Consider the following 20214-nt stretch of genomic DNA (forward strand, 5'->3'; position numbering starts at 1 on the left):
TTTCGGAATGAAACTCTGCCGTTATGGACAAAAGGGCGCAGAAAAGCCCGGTCTGGTCGATGCCCAGGGGCGCATTCGCGACCTGTCCGGCGTGATCGACGACGTCACGCCTGCCACCGTCACGCCCGAGGCGCTCGATCGCCTGCGGAGCATCGATTCCGAAACCCTCCCGCTGGTAGAGGGCGAGCCGCGTTACGGCGTGCCTGTCGCGGGCATCGGCAAGTTTATCGCGATCGGCCTCAACTATGCCGATCATGCGGCGGAGTCCGGGCTGCCGGTGCCGCCCGAGCCGATCTTCTTCACCAAGGCGATTTCGTGCCTGACCGGCCCCAATGATCCGGTGATGATCCCCAAGGACGCGGAGAAGACCGACTGGGAGGTCGAGCTGGGCGTCGTGATCGGCAGGACCTGTCGCTATGTCGAGCAGGCCGACGCGCTGGATCATGTCGCGGGCTATGTGCTCGCCAACGATGTGTCTGAGCGCGCTTTCCAGAAGGAACTGGGCAGCCAGTGGGACAAGGGCAAGGGCTGCGACACTTTCGGTCCGGTCGGCCCCTGGCTCGTAACGCCGGACGAGGTGGGCGACTGCCAGGAACTGGACATGTTCCTTGATGTCAATGGGCGGCGGATGCAGACCGGCAACACCCGGACGATGATCTTCACGGTTGCCGAGTGCATCGCCTATGTCAGCCGCTTCATCACCCTGCATCCTGGCGACCTGCTCATCACCGGGACGCCGCCCGGCGTGGGTGAGGGGCAGAAGCCCGACAAGATCTTTCTGAAGGCGGGCGACACCATGCATCTGGGCATCGCCAAGCTGGGTGCGCAGCGCCAGACCTGCATTCCCTTCGCGCTGGAACTACCCCGGTGACCGTCTTTGGGGGGCGCTTTGCGGGGCGGTCCGCGATCGTGACCGGGGCGGCCTCGGGGCTGGGCTGCGAGGTCGCGCAGCGCATCGTCGCAGAGGGGGGGGCGGTCGCGCTCTGGGACGTGGATGGTGACAAGCTCGAAATGGCGGCCGAGGCGATTGACGCTGTCCATCACCAAGCCTTCGACATTTCCGATCTCGATGCGGTTGAGCGCGCGACCGCGGCCAGTGTCGCCGCGCTGGGCAAGGTCGACATTCTGATCTGCTCGGCCGGGATCACCGGCGCTACGGCGAGCGTGCAGGACTATCCGGTCGACAGCTGGCAGCGGGTCGTGGAGATCAATCTGAACGGCGTCTTCTATTGCTGCCGCTCGGTCGTCCCCCACTTGCTGGCGAACGGTTACGGTCGGATCGTCAACGTCGCCTCGGTCGCGGGCAAGGAGGGGAACCCCAATGCGAGCGCCTATTCGGCGACCAAGGCGGGGGTGATCGGCTTCACCAAGTCGCTGGGCAAGGAACTGGCGGGCAAGGGGGTCATCGCCAATGCGATCACGCCCGCGACCTTCGAAAGTCCGATCCTCGCGCAACTGCCGCAAAGCCAGGTCGATTACATGCGCAGCAAGATCCCGATGGGACGGCTGGGCGAGGTGCGCGAGACGGCGGCGATGGTCTGCTTCATGGCGTCGGAGGAGTGCAGCTTCACCACGGCATCGACCTTCGATACGTCCGGGGGGCGGACGACCTACTGATGATCCCGTTTGTCGACGCGCATATCCATCTGTGGGACTTGGAGCGGCTGCGCTATCCGTGGCTGACCCCGCCCTTTGCCGATGACGGGCCGAACGGCTCGGTCCAGGCGATCGCGCACACCTATCTGCCCGCCGATTACCGGGCGGAGATGGCGCGGTGGAATGTTATCGGTGCGGTGCATGTCGATGCGGGTGCACACCCGGACGACGCGCTGGCCGAGACCGAGTGGCTGGAGGGATGGGCCGAGGTGGATGGGATGCCGACCGCCATCGTTGCGTTTGCGGCCCTCGACGATCCCGATATCGATGCGACGCTGGCCGCCCATGCCCGGCATCCCCGCGTGCGGGGCATCCGGCATATCGTAAGCTGGCATGGCGATCCGCAGCGCAGCTACACCCCGCGCGACGTGACACGGGACGCGGCGTGGCAGAACGGTTTCGCCCGGCTGGCGAAGCATGGCCTGTCCTTCGACCTGCAATGCTATCCGAGGCAGATGCCCGCACTGGCCGAATTGATCGCACGCCATCCGGACGTTCCGGTCATCGTCAATCACGCGGGCATGGCGGTGCTGAGCGATCCCGACGGGGCGACCGAATGGCATCAAGGACTGGCCGCGCTGGCCGCACACCGCCACGTCTCGGTCAAGCTGTCGGGCTTCGGTTTCGCCCGGCGCGACTGGACCGCTGCTTTCGTGCGCGACACGGTGCGCACCGTCATCGACCTTTTCGGCACCGACCGCGCGATGTTCGCCAGCGACCTGCCGACCGACCGGCTGTTCGGCGGCATCGACGTGCAGATGGAGGCGTGTCATGCCGCCGTCGCCGATTTCAGCGAAGAGGAGCGCCGCGCGCTGTTTGGTCGCAATGCCGACCGCATCTATCGATTAGGGCTGGGCTGCTGACCGCACCCGCTGAAAACACAGGATTTGGGAGAGTATCGCATGTACGACCGCACCTATTACGCCACCCATCCGGACATGATGGAATGCGTCTCCAATGACGAGCTGCGCGACCGCTATCTGATCCCTGGTCTGTTCCGCACCGGCGAATGCGTGTTGAACTACACCCATGCCGAGCGTTTCGTGATCGGCGGCGTTGCGGTCGGGGACGCCCCCGTCAAGCTGCCGGATCAGACCGAGCCGAAGTCGGCGGCGGGGCATCCCTTCCTCGAACGCCGCGAACTGGCGATCGTCAATGTCGGCACCGTCGAGGGTCGGGTGACGGTGGACGGCGAGGTCTTCACGCTGGGGAACAAGGATTGCCTCTATGTGACGATGGGCGCTCGGGAAGTTCTGTTCGACGGGCAGGGCGCGCGCTTTTACCTCGCCTCGTGCCCGGCGCATAAGGCGTTCCAGACCCGCAAGCTGGGCATCGCCGACGCCAATGCGCTGGAGCGTGGTAGCCTGGAGGAATCGAACGAGCGCACCATCTATCAACTCGTCATTCCGGGCGTATGCGACAGCGCGCAGCTGGTCATGGGGCTGACCGTCTTGAAGCCGGGCAGCGTCTGGAACACGATGCCCCCGCACATCCATGAGCGTCGCAGCGAAATCTATTTCTATTTCGAACTCGACAATCTCGAGAGTGACCGCGTCATGCACTTCATGGGCGAGGGCGAGGCGACCCGGCATCTGGTGGTGCAGAACGAAGAAGCGGTGATCTCGCCGCCCTGGTCGATCCATATGGGTGCTGGGACCAAGGCCTATGCCTTTATCTGGGCGATGGCGGGCGAGAACCAGGACTATACCGACATGAACGTACTCGACATCTGTCAGCTGGCGTGAGCGCGATGGCCAACCCCTTCGATCTTTCGGGCCGGGTCGCGGTCGTCACCGGCGCCAATACCGGCATCGGACAGGCGATCGCGGTCGCGCTGGCGGCGGCGGGGGCCGATGTCGCCTGTGTCGGGCGCACAGCTGCGCAAGAGACGGTTGAGACGATCCGGGGCCTCGGCCGCCGGGCGGAGATCATCTCTGCGGATCTGTCGTCGATCGAGCCGGTGGACCGCATCGTCGCGGAAACGCTCGACCGGCTTGGCCGCCTCGATATCCTGGTCAACAATGCGGGGATCATCCGTCGCGCGGATGCGGTGGACTTCACCGAGGCGGACTGGGACGCGGTGGTGGATACCAATCTGAAGTCGGTCTTCTTCCTGTGTCAGGCCGCCGGGCGGCACATGATCGCACAAGGCCGCGGGCGGATCATCAACATCGCCTCGATGCTGACGTTCCAGGGCGGCATCCGCGTGCCGAGCTATACCGCGTCAAAGTCGGGCATCGGTGGTCTCACCAAGCTGCTGGCCAATGAATGGGCGGAGCATGGCGTGACGGTCAATGCGATCGCGCCGGGCTATATCGCCACCAACAACACCGCCGCGCTGCAGGCCGATACGGCGCGCAACACGGCGATCCTCGATCGCATTCCGGCGGGGCGGTGGGGCAATCCGGCCGATCTGGGCGGGGCGGCGGTCTTCCTGGCGTCGGATGCCGCGGCCTATGTCCAGGGGCATATCCTGGCGGTCGATGGAGGCTGGCTAGCGCGCTGAGTTCCCCAAAACCATGTTGCGATATCCCTGAATGTGGATCATCATCCCATATATCGACTCGTCAGGGTGTCGAATATCGGGAGAGGTCTATGCGCAACCGGCGGAAGAGCCTGGCGCGAAGGGCGGCGTTTGCCTTCATGGGAATGGTAACGGTGGCGCTCGCGCCACCCGCTTCGGGGCAGCGTCAGATGGAGGCGCTGGATCGTGGCCTCGTCGTGGTGCCCGCGACCGGCGGCGGCAATCTCGTCAGTTGGCGCATGACCGCCGCAGACCCGGCCAATATCGGCTTCAACGTCTATCGCGGCGGCACCCAACTCAACGGTACGCCGATCACCGACCGGACCAACTTTGTCGATGCCGGTGGCTCGTCCGGTTCGAGCTACACGATCCGGCCCGTGACCAACGGCACGATCGGTGCGGCAACACCGGCCGCGGCTGTGTGGAGCGCGGGCTATCTTTCGGTGCCGATCCAGCAGCCCGCTGGCGGCACGGTCGGCCAATCGGACTATAGCTATACCGCTAATGACGCGAGTGTCGGCGACCTCGACGGCGACGGCCGATATGAGATCGTGATGAAATGGGAGCCGACCAACGCCAAGGACAATTCGCAGAGCGGCTATACCGGCCCGGTGATCCTCGACGCCTATAAGCTCGATGGGACGCGCCTGTGGCGGATCAATCTGGGCCGCAACATCCGCGCGGGCGCCCATTATACGCAGTTCATGGTCTATGACTTTGACGGTGATGGCCGGGCGGAGGTCATGATGAAGACCGCCGACGGCGTCCGCGACGGTCGCGGTACGGTGATCGGGAACGCCTCCGCCGATTACCGCAATACCAATGGCTATATTCTCTCAGGCCCCGAATATCTCACCATTTTCAATGGTCAGACGGGGGCGGCGATGGCGACCATCGACTATAATCCGCCGCGCCACCCGACTACCCAGTCGCCGACCTCGGCGCAGCTCAATGCCATATGGGGCGATGGCTATGGCAACCGGGTTGATCGGTTTCTGGGTGCGGTCGCCTATCTTGATGGCCGCCGCCCCTCGGCGGTGTTCGCGCGGGGCTATTATACCCGTACGACCCTATGGGCGGTCGACTGGCGCAATGGGCAACTGACGCAGCGCTGGTTCTTCGACAGTGATGTCGCGGGCAGCCAGTATCGTGGCCAGGGCAATCACAATCTGGCGATCGCCGATGTGGACCAGGACGGGCGTGACGAGATCATCTATGGCGCGATGGCTCTGGATGACAATGGCACCGCGCTATGGACCAGCGGCCTGGGCCATGGCGATGCCATGCATGTGTCGGACCTGATCCCCTCACGCCCGGGTCTGGAAAAGTTCGGCGTGCAGGAAGCGGTGGGATCGAACGGCGGTATCGGCTCGGCGATGCTGGACGCGCGGACAGGCGCGCGAATCTGGACGACCAGCGCCAGTTCGGACACGGGCCGGGGTGTCGCGATGGACATCGATCCCCGCTTGGCTGGGGCAGAAGCCTGGGCGTCGAACAACGGCAATCTTTATAGCGCGACCGGTAGCGTGATCGGCACCAAGCCGCCCTCGGCCAATTTCGGCATCTGGTGGGATGGCGACTTGCTGCGCGAACTGCTCGATCGCGGCAATATCGACAAGTGGAACTGGAGCAACGCCACCACGACGCGACTACTGACGCCATCGGGTGCGACCAGCGTGAACGGAACCAAGGCCACCCCGTCGCTCAGCGCCGATATCCTGGGCGACTGGCGCGAGGAACTGATCCTGCCGACGACGGACAACACGGCGCTCCGCATCTATGCTACGCCCTATTCGACCAGCTATCGGTTGAAGACACTGATGCACGACCCGGTCTATCGGCTTGGTGTGGCATGGCAGAATACGGCGTATAACCAGCCCCCGCACACGAGCTATTTCCTGGGGGACGGCGCGGACCTGACGGACCGGTGACGGCCAAGTCGCTCACGTGGCGTTTTCGGGCAAGCTTGGCGTCGGCCATGGTGCTGGTCGCGGTCGCAACATGGTGGAGCCTTGGCAGGGGGGAGCATCCTAAAGCCGAGGATGGTGCGGTGGTGACGGTGCCGTCGTCACGATCGACCGCGGCGCCCGTCGTCGTCGCGACGGCTTCGAAGGAAAAGCGACTGGAACCACCGGCGCCACCGGTGCTCCCCGATGCCATGCCGGCCGCACCTGACGCATTCATCGGCCGCTGGCGTGCGGACGATGGCCAGTTGCTTGTCGTCAACATGCACGACCATGCGCGGTACGACATTGCGTTGGGGGAGGAGCGCTATGACGGCGTTTTGAAGGACGGACATATCCATTTTGCGCGGGGAATTGACGGCGATTGGCTTCAGACGGCCAGCCATTCCCCGTGTCTCTATCTCGGCACCGGCATGCGCTTCTGTCGCCTTTGACATGCCATGGGTTTGTTGGAGGCGTTGCGCAACGAGGCCGGACAATTGCCGGATGAAATAATTCCTATCGGAACGGTGGGAAAAATATCATTGTCGTGACGGGGGCAACCTTTATGCCGGGTGTTCGGCCGTGCAGGTGGTCGGCATAAAGGGAGCAGATATGATCGGCGTAAGATTCATGGCGGCGGCTGCCTTGGCCCTGATCGTGGCGACTCCGGCCTTGGCGGCCCAGCCGGTCGCGGTTGCGGATGAACCGCAACAGGCACCGAAGGACGCACCCAACTTCCTGGTCATCGTCGCCGACGATCTGGGCTGGTCCGATCTGGGGGCGTTCGGGGGGGAGATCGCGACGCCCAATCTGGATGCGCTGGCGCTTTCTGGCGTGCGCTTCACCGGCTTTCACACCGCGCCCACCTGTTCGCCGACGCGATCGATGCTGATGAGTGGGGTCGACAATCACGAGGCGGGGTTGGGCACCATGGCCGAACTGCTGGGGCCCGCCACGCGGGGACAGCCGGGCTATGAGGGTTATCTCAACGACCGGGTCGCCTCGATCGCCGAACTGCTGCGCGCAGGCGGCTATGCGACGCTGATGGCGGGCAAATGGCATCTCGGCCTGACCCCCGATCGCGAGCCTGCTGCGCGCGGGTTCGAGCATAGCTTCGCGCTCCTTCAGGGACTGTCCAACCATTTCGGTGAGGATCAGAATAACATTTGGGCCAGGGCGGGTCTCGCCCCCAGCTACCGCGACGACGGCAAGCCCGCCGTCCTGCCCAAAGGCGCTTATTCCGCCGATTATTTCGCCGATCGGCTGATCGGTTATCTCGATGCTGCGGCCAAGTCGGGGGATCGGCGTCCCTTCTTTGCCTATCTGCCCTTTACCACGCCGCATTGGCCGCTCCAGGCTCCGGCCGAGACGATCGCCAAATATAAGGGCCGCTATGACGCGGGTTATGAGGCGTTGCGGGCCGAGCGGCTGGCACGACAAAAGGCGTTGGGGCTCGTCCCCGCCGACGCGGCTCCGCATAGCCTCGAATTGGCCCGTCCCTGGGCCGCGTTGACCCCGGAGGAGCGTGCGGTGGAGGCGCGCAAGATGGAGGTCTATGCCGCGATGGTCGACCGGATGGACCAGAATGTCGGCCGCGTCATCGCCGCACTGAAGGCGGAAGGGCGATATGATAACACGATCATCCTGTTCTTCGCCGACAATGGTCCTGAGGGCAATGACATCCACGCGCCGAGCCCGCGTTTCAAGGTCAGCTCGCCCGATGCCGCTCTGCCCCCGGCGGGGGCGCTGGGCATCGACAACAGCCTGTCCAATATCGGCAAGAGTACCAGCTATGTCGGCTATGGCCCAGGCTGGGCGCAGGCCAATTCCGTCCCGTCCTGGCTGGTCAAAGGCTATACGACCGAGGGCGGCATCCGGGTCAGCGCGTTTGCAGCGGGGCGCGGGGTCAAGGGCGGCGGGCGGATCGCGAACGCCAATCTGGATGTTCGCGATGTCGCGCCGACATTGCTCGACTATGCCGGGTTGGCCCAGCCGCGCACTTTTGCGGGCCACCCGATCCTGCCCTTTGAAGGGCATAGCCTGCGCGCCGTGTTGAGCCAGGGTGCTGCCGGTGTCCGCAGTGCGGACGAGACGCTGGGGTATGAGCTGTTTTTTCGGCGGGCCTTGCGTAAGGGCGATTGGAAGGTCGTCTATCTCCCCGCACCGACCAACCGCTACACGCGCGGCGGCATCAGCACCGGGCGGTGGCAGTTGTTCAACGTCGCCGCCGATCCGGGCGAGACGAAAGACCTTTCGGCGGCCAAACCCAAACGGCTGGCCGAATTGGTCGCCGCCTATGACCGTTATGCGAAGGCGAAAGGGGTGGTGCCGCTGCCTGCCGGGGCCGAGGGCGCACCGGCCCCGGCGGCGCGACCGTGAGGCGGCGGGCGGCACTGTTTCTGGCGGTGGCCGCGACCGCCACACTCGGCGCGAGCGGCGCACCGCCGGGGCATGGCTGCCTCGCGCAGGATGCTATCGTAACGGTCCCGGCCGGAACCGTTTTGCTGGGCGAGGATGGCGCCGAGAGGCCGGGGCGACCGGTGCGAGTAGCGGGCTTCCGCATCGACGCGCATGAGGTGACCAATCGCCAGTTCGCCGCTTTCGTCGCGGCGACCGGCTATCGCACGCGGGCCGAACGCGACGGCGCTTCGGCCGTGTTCGTCTCGCCGATCGAGCCCGTGTCGCTCGACGATGCTTCGCGCTGGTGGCGCTGGATCAAGGGGGCCGATTGGCGTCACCCCAAGGGACCCGGCAGCGATCTGAGCGGACGAGCGGACGAGCCGGTGGTCCATGTCGATCGCGACGACGCGGCGGCCTATGCGCGATGGGCGGGCGGGGCGCTTCCTACGACCGAGCAATGGGAGCGTGCGGCGCGCGGCAACCAGAACGCCACCCGCGACCCGAGCGACTGGGCGTTCGACCATGGCAAGCCGCGCGCCAATGTGTGGGAAGGCGTCTTCCCGATCCGCGACACCGCCGATGACGGCTATGCCGGGATCGCACCGGTCGGCTGCTTCGAGGCCAATGATCTGGGTCTGTACGACATGGTCGGCAATGTCTGGGAATGGGTGGCGGGCGAGGGGGAAGTCGGCCTGGTCAAGGGCGGGAGCTATTTGTGCGCGATGAACTATTGCGCCAATTTCCGTCCCGCCGCCTATCAGGCGCAGGAGCATGACCTGCCGACCTCGCATATCGGGTTCCGTGTTGCTTATCCCTTGGCGGCTCGAACGACGCGGCCTTCGCTTTGAAGACGCGCGCCGTATTTCATGATCGCCAGACTCCTCTTGTCGATGCACTCACGACCGCGACGATGACAGGAACCGATCGGCGGTGCGCAGCGACAGGGCCATGATGGTCAGCGCCGGGTTGGCCGCCAGCGCGCTGGGAAAGATCGAATTGTCGCAGATCCATAGATTGGCGATGTCGAAGCTGCGTCCGTCCGGATCGACCACGGCCTGGTCGCCATCCTTGCCCATGCGGCAGGTCCCGATGGTATGGGCGGAGCGGTCGATGGCGAAGATATCCTTCGCCCCCGCGGCCTTCCAGATGTCGGTCATGACGCGCCGGGCATGGCGGTCGATTGCGCGTTCGTTCGCCTGATAGCTGAAGTCGATCCTGGCCTTGCGCTGGCCAAAGGCGTCGACCTCGTCCGACAGGGTCAGGCGATTATCGGGGTGGGGCAGGCACTCGCCGTTGATCCCGATCCCGGCCATGTGATTATATTGGCGCAAGATGGTCTGGAGGCGTGATCCCCACATGCCCGCACCGCGCGCTAGTCCGGTGGCGAGATTGACCGGCAGCACCCCCAGGCTCTGCATCAGATAGCCGCCGATACAGCCCGCATCGGCCGGGCGCATCATATCCTCGCTGATGAGTGAGGAAGGATAACCCCGGTTCATCCGCATCTCGGCATCGAAGCGGCCCCAGACCTGGGTCGCGACATGCGCCATGAAGTTCCGGCCGACTTGGCCACTGGAATTGGCCAGCCCCAGGTTGAGCAACAGACGGGGACTCTCGACCCCGCCCGCGCACAGGAAGACGGCGCGGCAGCGCTGGCGGCGTTCCTCGTTCCCCTGCCGATAGACTACGCCACTGATCCGCCCGGCATGATCCAGTTCGAAGGACAGCATCCGGGCGTTCGGCCGGATTTCCGCGCCATGGGCCGCCGCATAGGGCAGATAGCTCGTGTCCATGCTGGTCTTGGCGGCGTTGCGGCATCCCTGATGACAGGTTCCGCAGTTCACACAGGCCTGTCGCTGCCCCCAATGTGGTTGCGCATGGTCGCGCGAGACCAAGGCGGCGGGCGCATCGGTTGCGGTGATGCCGAGCGCGGCGCAACCGCGCGCCATCGCGTCGGCCGACGCATTGCGTGCGACGGGAGGATAGGTGTAGCGACGGCTGGCGTCCCAAGGATAATCGGCGGGCCCCGAGACGCCGGTGAACCGCTCCACCTCCTCGATATAGGCGATCAGTTCGGCGTGCGGGATCGGCCAGTCCGCGCCTTGTCCGGTCAGCGTCTTGAGCTGCAGATCGCGTGGATCGGGCCGGGGGCAGAAAGCGCCCCAGTGCAGCGTCGATCCGCCGACTCCCATGCCGGAGTTGTTGGAACCGAACGCCGTGGGATCGGCGCCGCCGCTCAACCGCTCGTCCATCCAATAGATGTCGGCGGCCAGTTCGTCGGCGACATGATCGTTGGGGGCAAAGGAGCGACCGGCTTCCAGCGCGACGACGGACAGGCCCGCCTTGGCCAGCCGTGCGGTCAGCGGTGCGCCGCCAGCGCCGGTCCCGATGACCACGGCATCCACCATGTCCTGATCGGCATAGGATGCGCGGCTCATGCCGTCGCCTCCCGTGGCCGTTGCCAGGCTTCGACATCGTCGGCAGCGGTCCGGGCATAGCCCTGTTTGCGCGGGCCATCGCCGCCGACCGCAAATCCGTCATAGCCGATCGCCGCCATGGTGGCGGGCAGCGACGCCCATTGCCGGACGATTTCGGCGCGGACATCCTGGAACCACAGCGCCATCTGCTCCGGCGACAAAAGACCATCCTCCGTCGCGCCGCCAGACCCTGCCGCGATCCGTTCCAGCCAATCGGCCTGCGCTTCGTGATCCAGCGTCGCGAAACCGCCGGTGAGCCGTTCCAGCGTGGCGAAGCCCTGCCTCCATGCGTCCGCATCGGGCGGCAGGGTGGCAAAGCGCCACCCATCACCCGGCCCATGCAGAATGGCGGCCTCGACGCGCAGGGCCAGGTCCGGAATGGGCTCATCATCGGGCAGGATGTGCGAGATCAGCGCACTCGCGATGGCCCGCTCCGCTTGCGACCAGCCGAGCGCATCACCAGCGACCGGCCGCGTGCGCTCTAGCATGGCGGCGCGCGTCCGGCGGCTCACCCGGTCGGAGCCCAGGATGGTGACGAACCCCTCGGGCAGGATGGACGGCTTGAGCGAGGCGGCATGGTCGGCGATCAGCTTTGCCAGCGCTTCGGGCTGTTCATAGGGGATCAGATGCGCCGCCCCCGCGATCACCCGGATATCGGCATGGCGGTAATGCGGCTGGTTCAGTCGTCGCTGCGCCGCCTCGTCCAGGTCGCCATCCGCCGCCCCCGCGACGATCAGCGCGGGAATGGAGAGGTGGCCGACCTGCGCGCCCCAATCCTCCCGGCTGCCACGCTCCAGCCAGCCGAGCCATGCCTCTGGGCTCGATCGGCGGACGTCGGCCATGGCTCGCTCGCGCAAAGGCGCAGGCAAGGGCTTGGCGGTGTTCGCATCGACGAAGGTTTCGGCATCCGCCTGACTGATCGCACCATGGGCTACCCAGCCGATCATCCGTGCGCGGCGATCCTCGTCCATCGGTTCGGGTTCGGGCGGGGAGGCGGTGACCAGTACGATCCCGATGACGCCCGCCAGCCCGATCTCTCCGGCCGCAGCCCAAGCGGCGACGATGCTCGCGATCTTGCCCCCCATGCTGTGACCGACGAGGATGACGGCCGTCAGGCGTCGGCGGCGGATTTGGTCGGCCAGGTCATCCGCCATGGCTACGACATCGGCATAGCCTTCCTCCGCCCGGTCGCCAAAGCCCGGAAGGTCCAGCGCGACGCAATCTGCATCCGGGAGATAGCGGCTGACCAGATCCCATTCCCGATGGCTGGACCCCAGGGCGTGGAGAAAGACGAATGTCGGTTGGGTCATGCGGCCGGGTCCTTTGAAAGCCCATGCTGGACGCCGCATGACGGGGTCCGTTCCGACGAAAAGCCACAGATTCGAAATTAATCTGGATCATCGGTGGTAATTGCGGAGCTTTGGAACGTCATCGAAAATTCATGGAACCGTCTGCGTGGGCAAACGCTTCGGCACCATCCGCATCCATGATTGGAGTTACGTCGTGGCCGATACCGACCAGGCACAGCCGCAATACAAGATTGACTATCGTGAAATCCAACCGTTCGGTACATTGAAGGACTTACCGCTCGGCCTGTCTGATAATGCCCGCAAACAGAGCGTGTCGATCCTGAACCAGGTGCTGGCCGACACGATGATGTTGCGTGATCTGTACAAGAAGCATCATTGGCAGATGTCGGGTGCGACCTTCTATCAACTGCATCTGCTGCTCGACACCCATTATGAAAAGCAGGCCGAACTGGTCGACATGGTTGCCGAGCGTATCCAGGCGCTGGGCGGGATCAGCATCGCCACGCCACACGACGTCGCCGAAATGACCCGTATCCCGCGCCCGCCGCGCGGTCGCGAAGACGTGCCGACGATGCTGGCGCGGCTGCTCGAGGCGCATAAGATCGTACTCGAACAGGCGCATGAGGGGGCCAAGACCGCCGACGAGTCCGGCGATGACGGCACCAACGATCTGCTGGTCAGCGACATCATCCGTTCGAACGAACCGCAGGTCTGGTTCATCGGCGAGCATCTCGCCGCGACGGCGCTGCAACGGGCTGACTGAAGCCGCGATACATTGGAAGAGGGCGTGACGATGGCTGAGCTCACAGCCATCGCCGCGTCCGCAGTGCGGAAAGCGCAGCGTATTGGCCGACGTGGCAGGGCTAACGCTGACAGGGCGATGCCTTTACCCCTTCTGCATTCTGGAGACGGGGTGCCGACCGAGTGAATTATCGGTCATGCACATTCCCCGATCTTGATTTGGGATGGGCTTCCACGATCTTCGGGACGCATCATTGGAGTGTCCCTATGAACGCCGAAGAACGCACGCTTCTCACCCGCTTTCTCGATGAACTGGCCGTCGCCCGGACCGGCGCCAAGGACGGTGAGGCGGATGCGATGATCGCCCGCACCCTGTCGTCCAATCCCGACGCGGCCTATCTGCTGGTCCAGCACGCCATCGTCGCCGACCAGTCGCTCCACGCCGCGCAGCAGCGCATCGCCGAACTGGAGCGCCAGCAACAGGCGGCACCCGCCCAAGCGAGCAGCAGTTTCCTTCCCCAGGGTTCTGGTGGGCCATGGGGCGCACGTCCGCAGGATAGCTATTCGCCGCCCCCGCCCGAGGCGCCGCCGGGCGTGTTCTCCGGCGGTGGCGGACTGGGCAGCTTCCTGCGCAGCGCGGGGACCACGGCGGCCGGGGTGGTCGGCGGCGAGATGCTGTTCTCGGGGCTGTCCGACATGTTCGGCCATCGTGGCGGCGGCGGCGGCCTGTTCGGCGGCGGCCAGGGCTTTATGGGGCAGCCGGAAAACATCACGATCAACAATTTCGGCGACAATGATGGCGGCAGTTTCGACGATGGCGGCAATGCCGACTATGACCCGTCGGACGATTACTGACCATTATATAGCCTGACCGGCACCCCGGCGATGGGGTGCCGGTTTGTCATCGAAAGCGGGCGTCAGTCTCCGTCCGCCACCTTGGGCTCAACTTTCGAGGCCATGATCGACACCTCTTCGGGCATCAACAGGACCGGCGCCGCCGAGGCTCCGATCGCGGCGAGGCTGGCCGCCAGTTCCTCGCTACGGAAGGGTTTGTTCAACCGCGCCGTCTCGATGTCGAGACCCTCGATTTCGGCATAGCCGGATACGATCAGCGCACGCAGGTCCGGCAATTTTTCCGTGAGGGTGCGCGCCAGTTCCGCACCGCTCATGCCCGGCATCAGATGGTCGGTCACCAGAAGATCGGGGCGCAATCCGGCCTGCACCAGTTCCAGCGCCTGTGATCCCGAAGACGCCTCGACGACGCCATAGCCCAGGTCGACCAACATATCGGCGGTGCTCAACCGGACCAGTTCTTCGTCGTCCACCAGCAGCACGGTGCCCACACCCTCCACCGTTGTCGGGCCCCGCCGAGCGGCGGCAATCGCGGTCATCTGGGTATCGCTGAGCGGCAGCCACAGCGTAATGTTCGTTCCCCGGCCCGGCGCGCTGTCGATCGTCAAGCCGCCGCCAAGCTGTGCGGCCAGTCCATGCACCATGGAAAGGCCGAGGCCCGTCCCCTTGCCGACGCCCTTGGTCGAGAAGAAGGGCTCGATCGCGCGCTGGCGGGTGGCCTCGTCCATACCCATGCCGGTGTCCCCGACGCTGAGGCAGATATAGTCGCCGACCGGCACATCGGCGCATTGATGGGGCTCGACCGCACAGCGCTTGACGGCGATCGACAGGGCACCGCCCGTCGGCATGGCGTCACGGGCGTTCACCGACAGGTTCAGCAGCGCCATCTCCACCTGATTGGCATCCGCCCGAGCAGGCGGCAGGTCGGCGGCGACCTCGACATGCAGCGCGATCGTCGGGCCGACGGTCGCCTCGATCAGGTCCGCCATCCCGTCGACCAGTGGCCCCAGATCAACCGCCGTCGGTTGCAGCGGCTGGCGGCGCGCGAAGGCGAGTAGCCGCTGGACCAGCGTCTTGGCGCGCTCGGCGGATTGCAGCGCGCCGTCGATCAGCCGCTTCTCCCGCGCATTGCCCGAACCTTTACGCATCAGCATGTCGAGCGAACCGATGATCGGCGTCAGAAGATTGTTGAAGTCATGCGCGACCCCGCCGGTCAGGCTGCCCATCGCCTCGACCTTCTGGCTCTGACGCAGTGCGTCCTGGGCGGCCTCCAATTCGGCCTCGGCCAGCAATCGGGCGGAAATGTCGTTCGCCTGATGAAAGGCGGCGATGACCCGGCCCGCACTGTTCCGCAACGGGGTGTAGCTGATTTCCCAGATCGGGGTGCCGAATTCGGGGCGGCCAAAAGCCTCGGTCACGGTGAAACGTTCGCCGCTCAGCGCGCGGCCCATGAACCCGCGTATCGTCGCGGCCTGTTCCGCAAGGAAGAGATCAGGGAAGACGTCGCCGACCTTCGTGTCGAAGCCGTTGACCCGCCGAAACTCGTCATTATGCGCCCGGTTGAACGCGATCAGCCGATAGTCGCTGTCGAAGGCGCAGATCGGTGACGCCGTCGCCTCGACAATCTCGTGATAGCGGCGCAGTTCGGCGGTCCGGTCGATGACCTGTTGTTCCAGCGTGTCCTTCAGGTCACGCAGGGCAAGCTGGGCACGGGCCCGCTCGACCGCCACCTTTACCCGCTCGCCGACATTCTGGACCAGGTCTTCTTCCGCCTGGGTCCATGTTCGCGGGGTGGCGCTCTGTACCGCCAACAGGCCGACCCATTCCTCTTCCTGGAACAGGACCACATCGATAAAGGCGCCGACCTCGCGGGCCTGGAGCCCCGACCGCGCGCCTTCGCTCAGCCGATCGTCGGCACCGACATTGCGGACGACGACCGGGGCGCCGTCGCGATAGGCGGCGAGCAGGTCCGGCCCGAAGCTCTCCAGCGAATGGCGGCCGACGATGGAGGAGACGCCGCGGGCATAGTCATGCTCGACCGTCATCCAGCCGCGCGTCGTGATCTCGGCATAAAAGACGCGGCTGGCGTCCATTTCCTCGCCCAGCCGCCTGGCCGCCAGCGCCATGATATCGCCCGGCTGTTCCAGCGTGCGAAGATCATCCACCAGGGTCAGCAGGAACGCGGCGCGGCGTTCGGCGATGACGTGTTCGGTCGTCTCGGTGATGACGCAGAGTACGCCGACCGGCTCCCCCCGTTCATCCACCACGGGCGACGTGTCGAGATGGGCCCAGACCTGCTCGACCCGGCCATCCCGATGCAGCGTCAGCGGCGCATCGCGATATTGGAGCGTACCGCCCGCCAGTCCGACCTTCAGGATATGGGCATTGAACGCGACATCGTCGGGCAGGGCATCGCGGACCGTCGCGCCCAGAAGGGCAGGATGGCCATCGCCAACGAACGCCGCATAGGCGTCGTTGTAGAGCATCACCCCCTCGTCGCTCCATAGCAGCAGGAGCGGCACGGTCGATCGCAAGACCATCGCCAGCGCCGCGGTAAGGGGGAAGGGCCAGTTCTCCAGCGACCCCAAGGACGAAGGCGACCAGTCGATCCGACCGATCGCGTCGCCACAACGTCCCCCACCACGCAGGAAGGCGGGCAGGTCGGGGCAGGGTGCAGGTCCGGCCATCGTCGCGATGGAAACGGCTCCGTCGTCCTGCTCGGTCGTCGGTGTTCGGGCGCTGGTCACGCTGATAGGGTAGCCGATAATCGGGAAAGCTGGAAACGATCATTGCGATCGGGCCGGATGCCCCCGGCGTGATCGCAACAAAAAAAGGCCCCGACTTGCGCCGGGGCCTCGATCCGATCGTGGCGGGAGGGGATCAGAAACTGCCGCGCAGACCGATCAGGAACTGACGACCCGGCTTGTACTGGGTGAAGGTCGCGTTCTCGAACTGGAAGTAGGACCGCAGCGTCGCATTGGTGAAATTGGCGACGTTGATGGTCAGCTGCGGCGCGCCCGGAATACCGAAGATCTTGTCCAGGTCGAATGCCGACGAGAAGTCGTAGGTGGTATAGTCGGTGCCGAACAGCGCGGCGGCCGGAATGCCGTTCTGGGCCGCGCCGCTATTCTGCGCACCCTGCCGCGAGGTCGTGGCGACGCGCAGCATCACGCCGTTCTTCTCGTAATAGCCCGTGATGTTGTAGGTGAAGGGGGCGACACCGAACGCGATGGCGGGGCCGTCGCTGCGCTGGTCGACGATCGTGGCGTTGGCATTGAAGCCGAAGCCGGTGATGCCGAGCGAACGCGTCAGGAAGTCGAGCGGCTGAACCCACTGGAATTCCAGGCCGTTGATGGTCAGCTTGTTGGGCACGTTGACCTGCGAGGTCACCTGCACCTGCGCCTGGCTCGGGCCGCCACGCGAATTGATCGCGATCTGCTGCGTCGGGTTCAGCGTGTCATAGGTGATGCCGTATTGCGCCAGGTTCGAGAAGGGCACCGTCGAGATCGCGGTGGTGGTGAACCCTTCCAGCGACTTGCGGAACGCGTTGAAGCTGATCACGCCCTCGCGGCCGGTATAATATTCGAAGCCCAGGTCGAGGTTGGTGGACAGATAGGGCGCGAGTGCCGGGTTGCCGATCGATGCCTGGTCGGCCGAGGGCGCACCGAAGTTGATGCCCGGCAACTGCGCTGAGGGATCGGGCCGGGTCATGGTGCGCGAACCCGCGACGCGGACCACCGCATGCTCGCCAATGTCATAGGCGAAGGTCGCGGCGGGCAGCCATTCCGAATAGACGTTGCGCGTCTCGGCGATGTTGATGATGCTCGGATAGCGGCTGCCATCGGGCAGCGACGCGCCGCTGGCGGTCGTATTGCGCGGATCGGGGAGCGAGACGCGGCCCGAGATCGTCTGGATCGTGTTGACGTAGCGGAGGCCGACATTGAAGCGCAGCGTGTTGCCACCCAATTCCTGCGCGCCGTTGACCGTCGCAAAGGCCGACTTCACGACCTCACGGATGAAGCCCGCGCTGGCACCGGTGTTGGCGCCGCCATTCTCCGGCGCATTGTCGTGGAAGAACTGGTAGTTGCTGGCCTTGGCGAAGGCGGGCCAGTTGACCGTCACGAAACCGGCGGGTCCCGGCATCAGATAGCTGGGCGCCGCGCTGTTGGGGATCAGCGATCCGCCATAGCTGACCGGGCCGCTAAGCCCCGAGCTGAAGCCGGTGCCATAGCCCGGATAGGTCGGATAGCCCGCAGGCGCTGCACCCGGCGCGTTCAGGCCTTCGCATGGCGGCTGCGAGTTGGGCGAGGGGACGGCCACATTGGGATTGTTGCCGCAGACCGCGTTCTGCCAATACTGGCTGTTGTCGAAGCCACGAATACGGCGCGACGTGTCGTCATAGGCACCACCGATCTTCAGGTTCAGCGACGTGTCACCCCAGGTCAGGTCGCCGCGAAGCCCCTTGTTGATGTTCAGGCGACGCTCGTCCTGCAGGTTGACGCGGCTGCCCGCATACCAGCCGAAATTCTTCGGGTCGTTCAGGTCGAGCCCGCTGGTGATCGTCGGAATGCCGCCGGTGTTGGAATAGGTGACGGTGTTGCCGACGCCCAGTGGCGTGGTCATGCCGACGGTCGGGCTTTCGCGATGGAAGGTCGACCGGGCATAATTGCCCTGGAAGTTCAGCTTCAGCTTGTCATTGATCTGCCACTCGGCGCCGGGATTGACGCTCCAGAGGCGTGTCGTCTCGGTATAGGGGCGGAATTCGTTGAAGAATTGCGCATTGGCGAAGGTGCCGCCAGTGACGGTACAGCCCGCGCTGCAATCCGACTTGTCGAAGGTCAGGTTGGTCGGGATGATCGCGCCGTTGCGGACGATCCAGGCCATGTTCTCGCGGATCAGTTCGTTCTTCTTGAAGCCGTACAGACCGTCGACATAGAAATGCAGCTCGTCGGTCGGGCGATATTCGGCGCTGACGATCGCGTTGATGCGGTCACGCGGGCCGCGAATGCTGGTGACGCGACCCAGGCGCGGCAGCAGGCCGTTGTCGATCTGCTGGATGGTCGCGCCCGGATTGTTGGCGAGCAGGAAGTTGCGGTCGATCACCGTGCCGGGGATCAGGCCCGCACCAGCGCCGTTCGGAACCGTGGACGGGATCGTCCAGTTGCCACCGCCGGTGCTGTTGCAGCCGCTGGTCGCGCCGCACTGCGCGGCGGTCAGCGCCGGGTTGGTATAGCCGATGGTCTCGAAACCGCGCGTGTCGGTGAACAGGCGCTGCGCCGAGACGCCCGCCAGCACGCCGAACGTATCGTTGCGCCAGCTGCCGATCAGCGAGCCGCGCGCACCGATCCGGTCTTCGGGTGTCTGCTTCGATCCCTGGATATTATAGGCGACGAACGAGGTGTTACGGTCGAACGGCCGCGCCGAGCGCAGGTCGATATTACCTGCCGCGCCGCCTTCCAGCAGGTCAGCGGTATAGCTCTTGTTCACGGTCAGCTTGGTGAACAGGTCGGTCGGGAAGAAACTGAGGTCGACCGAGCGGTCGGTGCCCTGTGCATCGGTCGCGCCCGACGAGGCGACCGCGATCGGCGCGCCGTTCAGCGTGACGTTGGTGAAGTTCGATCCCAAGCCGCGAATGGCGACGTTTGTGCCTTCGCCGGTCACGTCGCGGGTGATGGTCACGCCCGGAATACGGTTGAACGATTCCGCGATATTGGTGTCGGGAAACTTGCCGATATCCTCGGCGAAGATCGAGTCCGTGAAGCCGGTCGAGGCGCGCTTGGCATTGGTCGATTTGGCGAGGCTGGACCGATAGCCGGTGACGACGATGTCCTGGGCGGCCGTGCCCTGGCTGTCGACGGTCTGGGGCGCTGGGGGCGTGGACGGGCCATTGTCCTGCCCGTCGTTGAGGATCTGCTGCTGCGGTGCCGGAACCGCCTGGGCCCAGGCGGTGGAGGCGGTCATCGCGCCGAGTGCCGTGGCGCATAGCAGGGTGATACGGCTCAGGCGGATAGGGGGCACGGCGTTCATGTCAGGTCCTCTCTTGCGGCCCGCTGTCGTTCGTTGCGACATGCGGATTGGTCTCGATGATCGGTGGTGGCGGTTCAGCGGACGGAAGGGGCAGGGCGATAGCCCGACGCGCGCTTCACACGGTCGGCCGGTATGTCGGCCATAACGATGCCGTTAACCATCTTATCCCCTCCGACCGTCTTATGCGGCTTCATGCTGATAGCGCTATCGATCTGCGCTATTGGTCCACAAGTCAATGCAAATTGGTTAGGCCGCAGCGCGAACGTGACGAACTATGGCTG

15 protein-coding genes are annotated in these 20214 nt (G+C 65.1%); 11 read left to right on the forward strand and 4 right to left on the reverse strand.

What is annotated here, in order from left to right:
• The first annotated feature begins 7 nt into the window (after window positions 1-7).
• The 9 genes from U1H82_RS13240 (at window position 8) to U1H82_RS13280 (ending at window position 9374) form a co-directional block, all read left to right on the forward strand.
• Window positions 8-871 (forward strand): 2,4-didehydro-3-deoxy-L-rhamnonate hydrolase, encoded by an 864-nt coding sequence (locus U1H82_RS13240; protein ID WP_322965421.1) that lies wholly within the window; start codon window positions 8-10, stop codon window positions 869-871.
• Entirely contained in the window at window positions 868-1617 is a 750-nt protein-coding gene (locus U1H82_RS13245; RefSeq protein ID WP_322965422.1) for an SDR family NAD(P)-dependent oxidoreductase, read from the forward strand. Before U1H82_RS13240 ends, U1H82_RS13245 begins: the two co-directional genes overlap by 4 nt.
• Window positions 1617-2519 (forward strand): amidohydrolase family protein, encoded by a 903-nt coding sequence (locus U1H82_RS13250; protein WP_322965423.1) that lies wholly within the window; start codon window positions 1617-1619, stop codon window positions 2517-2519. The genes U1H82_RS13245 and U1H82_RS13250 overlap by 1 nt, the downstream gene beginning before the upstream one ends.
• A 39-nt stretch (window positions 2520-2558) precedes the next feature.
• Window positions 2559-3401: a 5-dehydro-4-deoxy-D-glucuronate isomerase gene (kduI, locus tag U1H82_RS13255; RefSeq protein ID WP_322965424.1), complete on the forward strand. Its 843-nt coding sequence runs from the start codon at window positions 2559-2561 to the stop codon at window positions 3399-3401.
• A 5-nt stretch (window positions 3402-3406) separates the two neighbouring features.
• On the forward strand, window positions 3407-4162 hold the full coding sequence (gene kduD / locus U1H82_RS13260; protein WP_322965425.1) for a 2-dehydro-3-deoxy-D-gluconate 5-dehydrogenase KduD: 756 nt from the start codon (window positions 3407-3409) through the stop codon (window positions 4160-4162).
• Window positions 4163-4299: 137 nt separating this feature from the next.
• Window positions 4300-6111, forward strand: coding sequence for a rhamnogalacturonan lyase (locus U1H82_RS13265; protein WP_322965426.1), 1812 nt, complete (start codon window positions 4300-4302; stop codon window positions 6109-6111).
• 47 nt (window positions 6112-6158) lie between these two features.
• The gene (locus U1H82_RS13270) at window positions 6159-6578 is read left to right on the forward strand and encodes a hypothetical protein (protein WP_322965427.1); all 420 of its coding nucleotides are present in this window, start codon (window positions 6159-6161) and stop codon (window positions 6576-6578) included.
• Between the two features lie 160 nt (window positions 6579-6738).
• A complete protein-coding gene (locus U1H82_RS13275) occupies window positions 6739-8505 on the forward strand; it encodes an arylsulfatase (protein ID WP_322965428.1) in 1767 nt (588 codons plus the stop codon).
• Entirely contained in the window at window positions 8502-9374 is an 873-nt protein-coding gene (locus tag U1H82_RS13280; RefSeq protein WP_322965429.1) for a formylglycine-generating enzyme family protein, read from the forward strand. The genes U1H82_RS13275 and U1H82_RS13280 overlap by 4 nt, the downstream gene beginning before the upstream one ends.
• 48 nt (window positions 9375-9422) lie before the next feature.
• Here U1H82_RS13280 and U1H82_RS13285 read toward each other — a convergent pair whose 3' ends face one another.
• Together U1H82_RS13285 and U1H82_RS13290 are read right to left on the reverse strand one after the other, a co-directional pair.
• Window positions 9423-10964 carry a GMC family oxidoreductase gene (locus U1H82_RS13285; protein ID WP_322965430.1) on the reverse strand — a complete coding sequence of 514 codons (1542 nt, stop codon included), beginning with the start codon at window positions 10962-10964 and terminating at the stop codon, window positions 9423-9425.
• The gene (locus U1H82_RS13290) at window positions 10961-12313 is read right to left on the reverse strand and encodes an alpha/beta hydrolase (protein ID WP_322965431.1); all 1353 of its coding nucleotides are present in this window, start codon (window positions 12311-12313) and stop codon (window positions 10961-10963) included. Before U1H82_RS13290 ends, U1H82_RS13285 begins: the two co-directional genes overlap by 4 nt.
• Before the next feature lie 145 nt (window positions 12314-12458).
• Between U1H82_RS13290 and U1H82_RS13295 the strand changes: the two genes are divergently transcribed.
• Together U1H82_RS13295 and U1H82_RS13300 are read left to right on the forward strand one after the other, a co-directional pair.
• Window positions 12459-13076, forward strand: a complete 618-nt coding sequence (locus tag U1H82_RS13295) for a Dps family protein (protein WP_322965432.1) — start codon at window positions 12459-12461, stop codon at window positions 13074-13076.
• A gap of 245 nt (window positions 13077-13321) precedes the next feature.
• Window positions 13322-13909 carry a DUF2076 domain-containing protein gene (locus U1H82_RS13300; protein WP_322965433.1) on the forward strand — a complete coding sequence of 196 codons (588 nt, stop codon included), beginning with the start codon at window positions 13322-13324 and terminating at the stop codon, window positions 13907-13909.
• Window positions 13910-13971: 62 nt separating this feature from the next.
• Here U1H82_RS13300 and U1H82_RS13305 read toward each other — a convergent pair whose 3' ends face one another.
• Entirely contained in the window at window positions 13972-16653 is a 2682-nt protein-coding gene (locus U1H82_RS13305) for a GAF domain-containing hybrid sensor histidine kinase/response regulator (protein ID WP_322965434.1), read from the reverse strand.
• 133 nt (window positions 16654-16786) lie between these two features.
• On the reverse strand, window positions 16787-19933 hold the full coding sequence (locus U1H82_RS13310) for a TonB-dependent receptor (protein ID WP_322965435.1): 3147 nt from the start codon (window positions 19931-19933) through the stop codon (window positions 16787-16789).
• Between the last annotated feature and the right edge of the window lie 281 nt (window positions 19934-20214).

This window comes from Sphingomonas fuzhouensis (genome assembly GCF_034659795.1).
Lineage (GTDB): Bacteria > Pseudomonadota > Alphaproteobacteria > Sphingomonadales > Sphingomonadaceae > Sphingomonas > Sphingomonas fuzhouensis.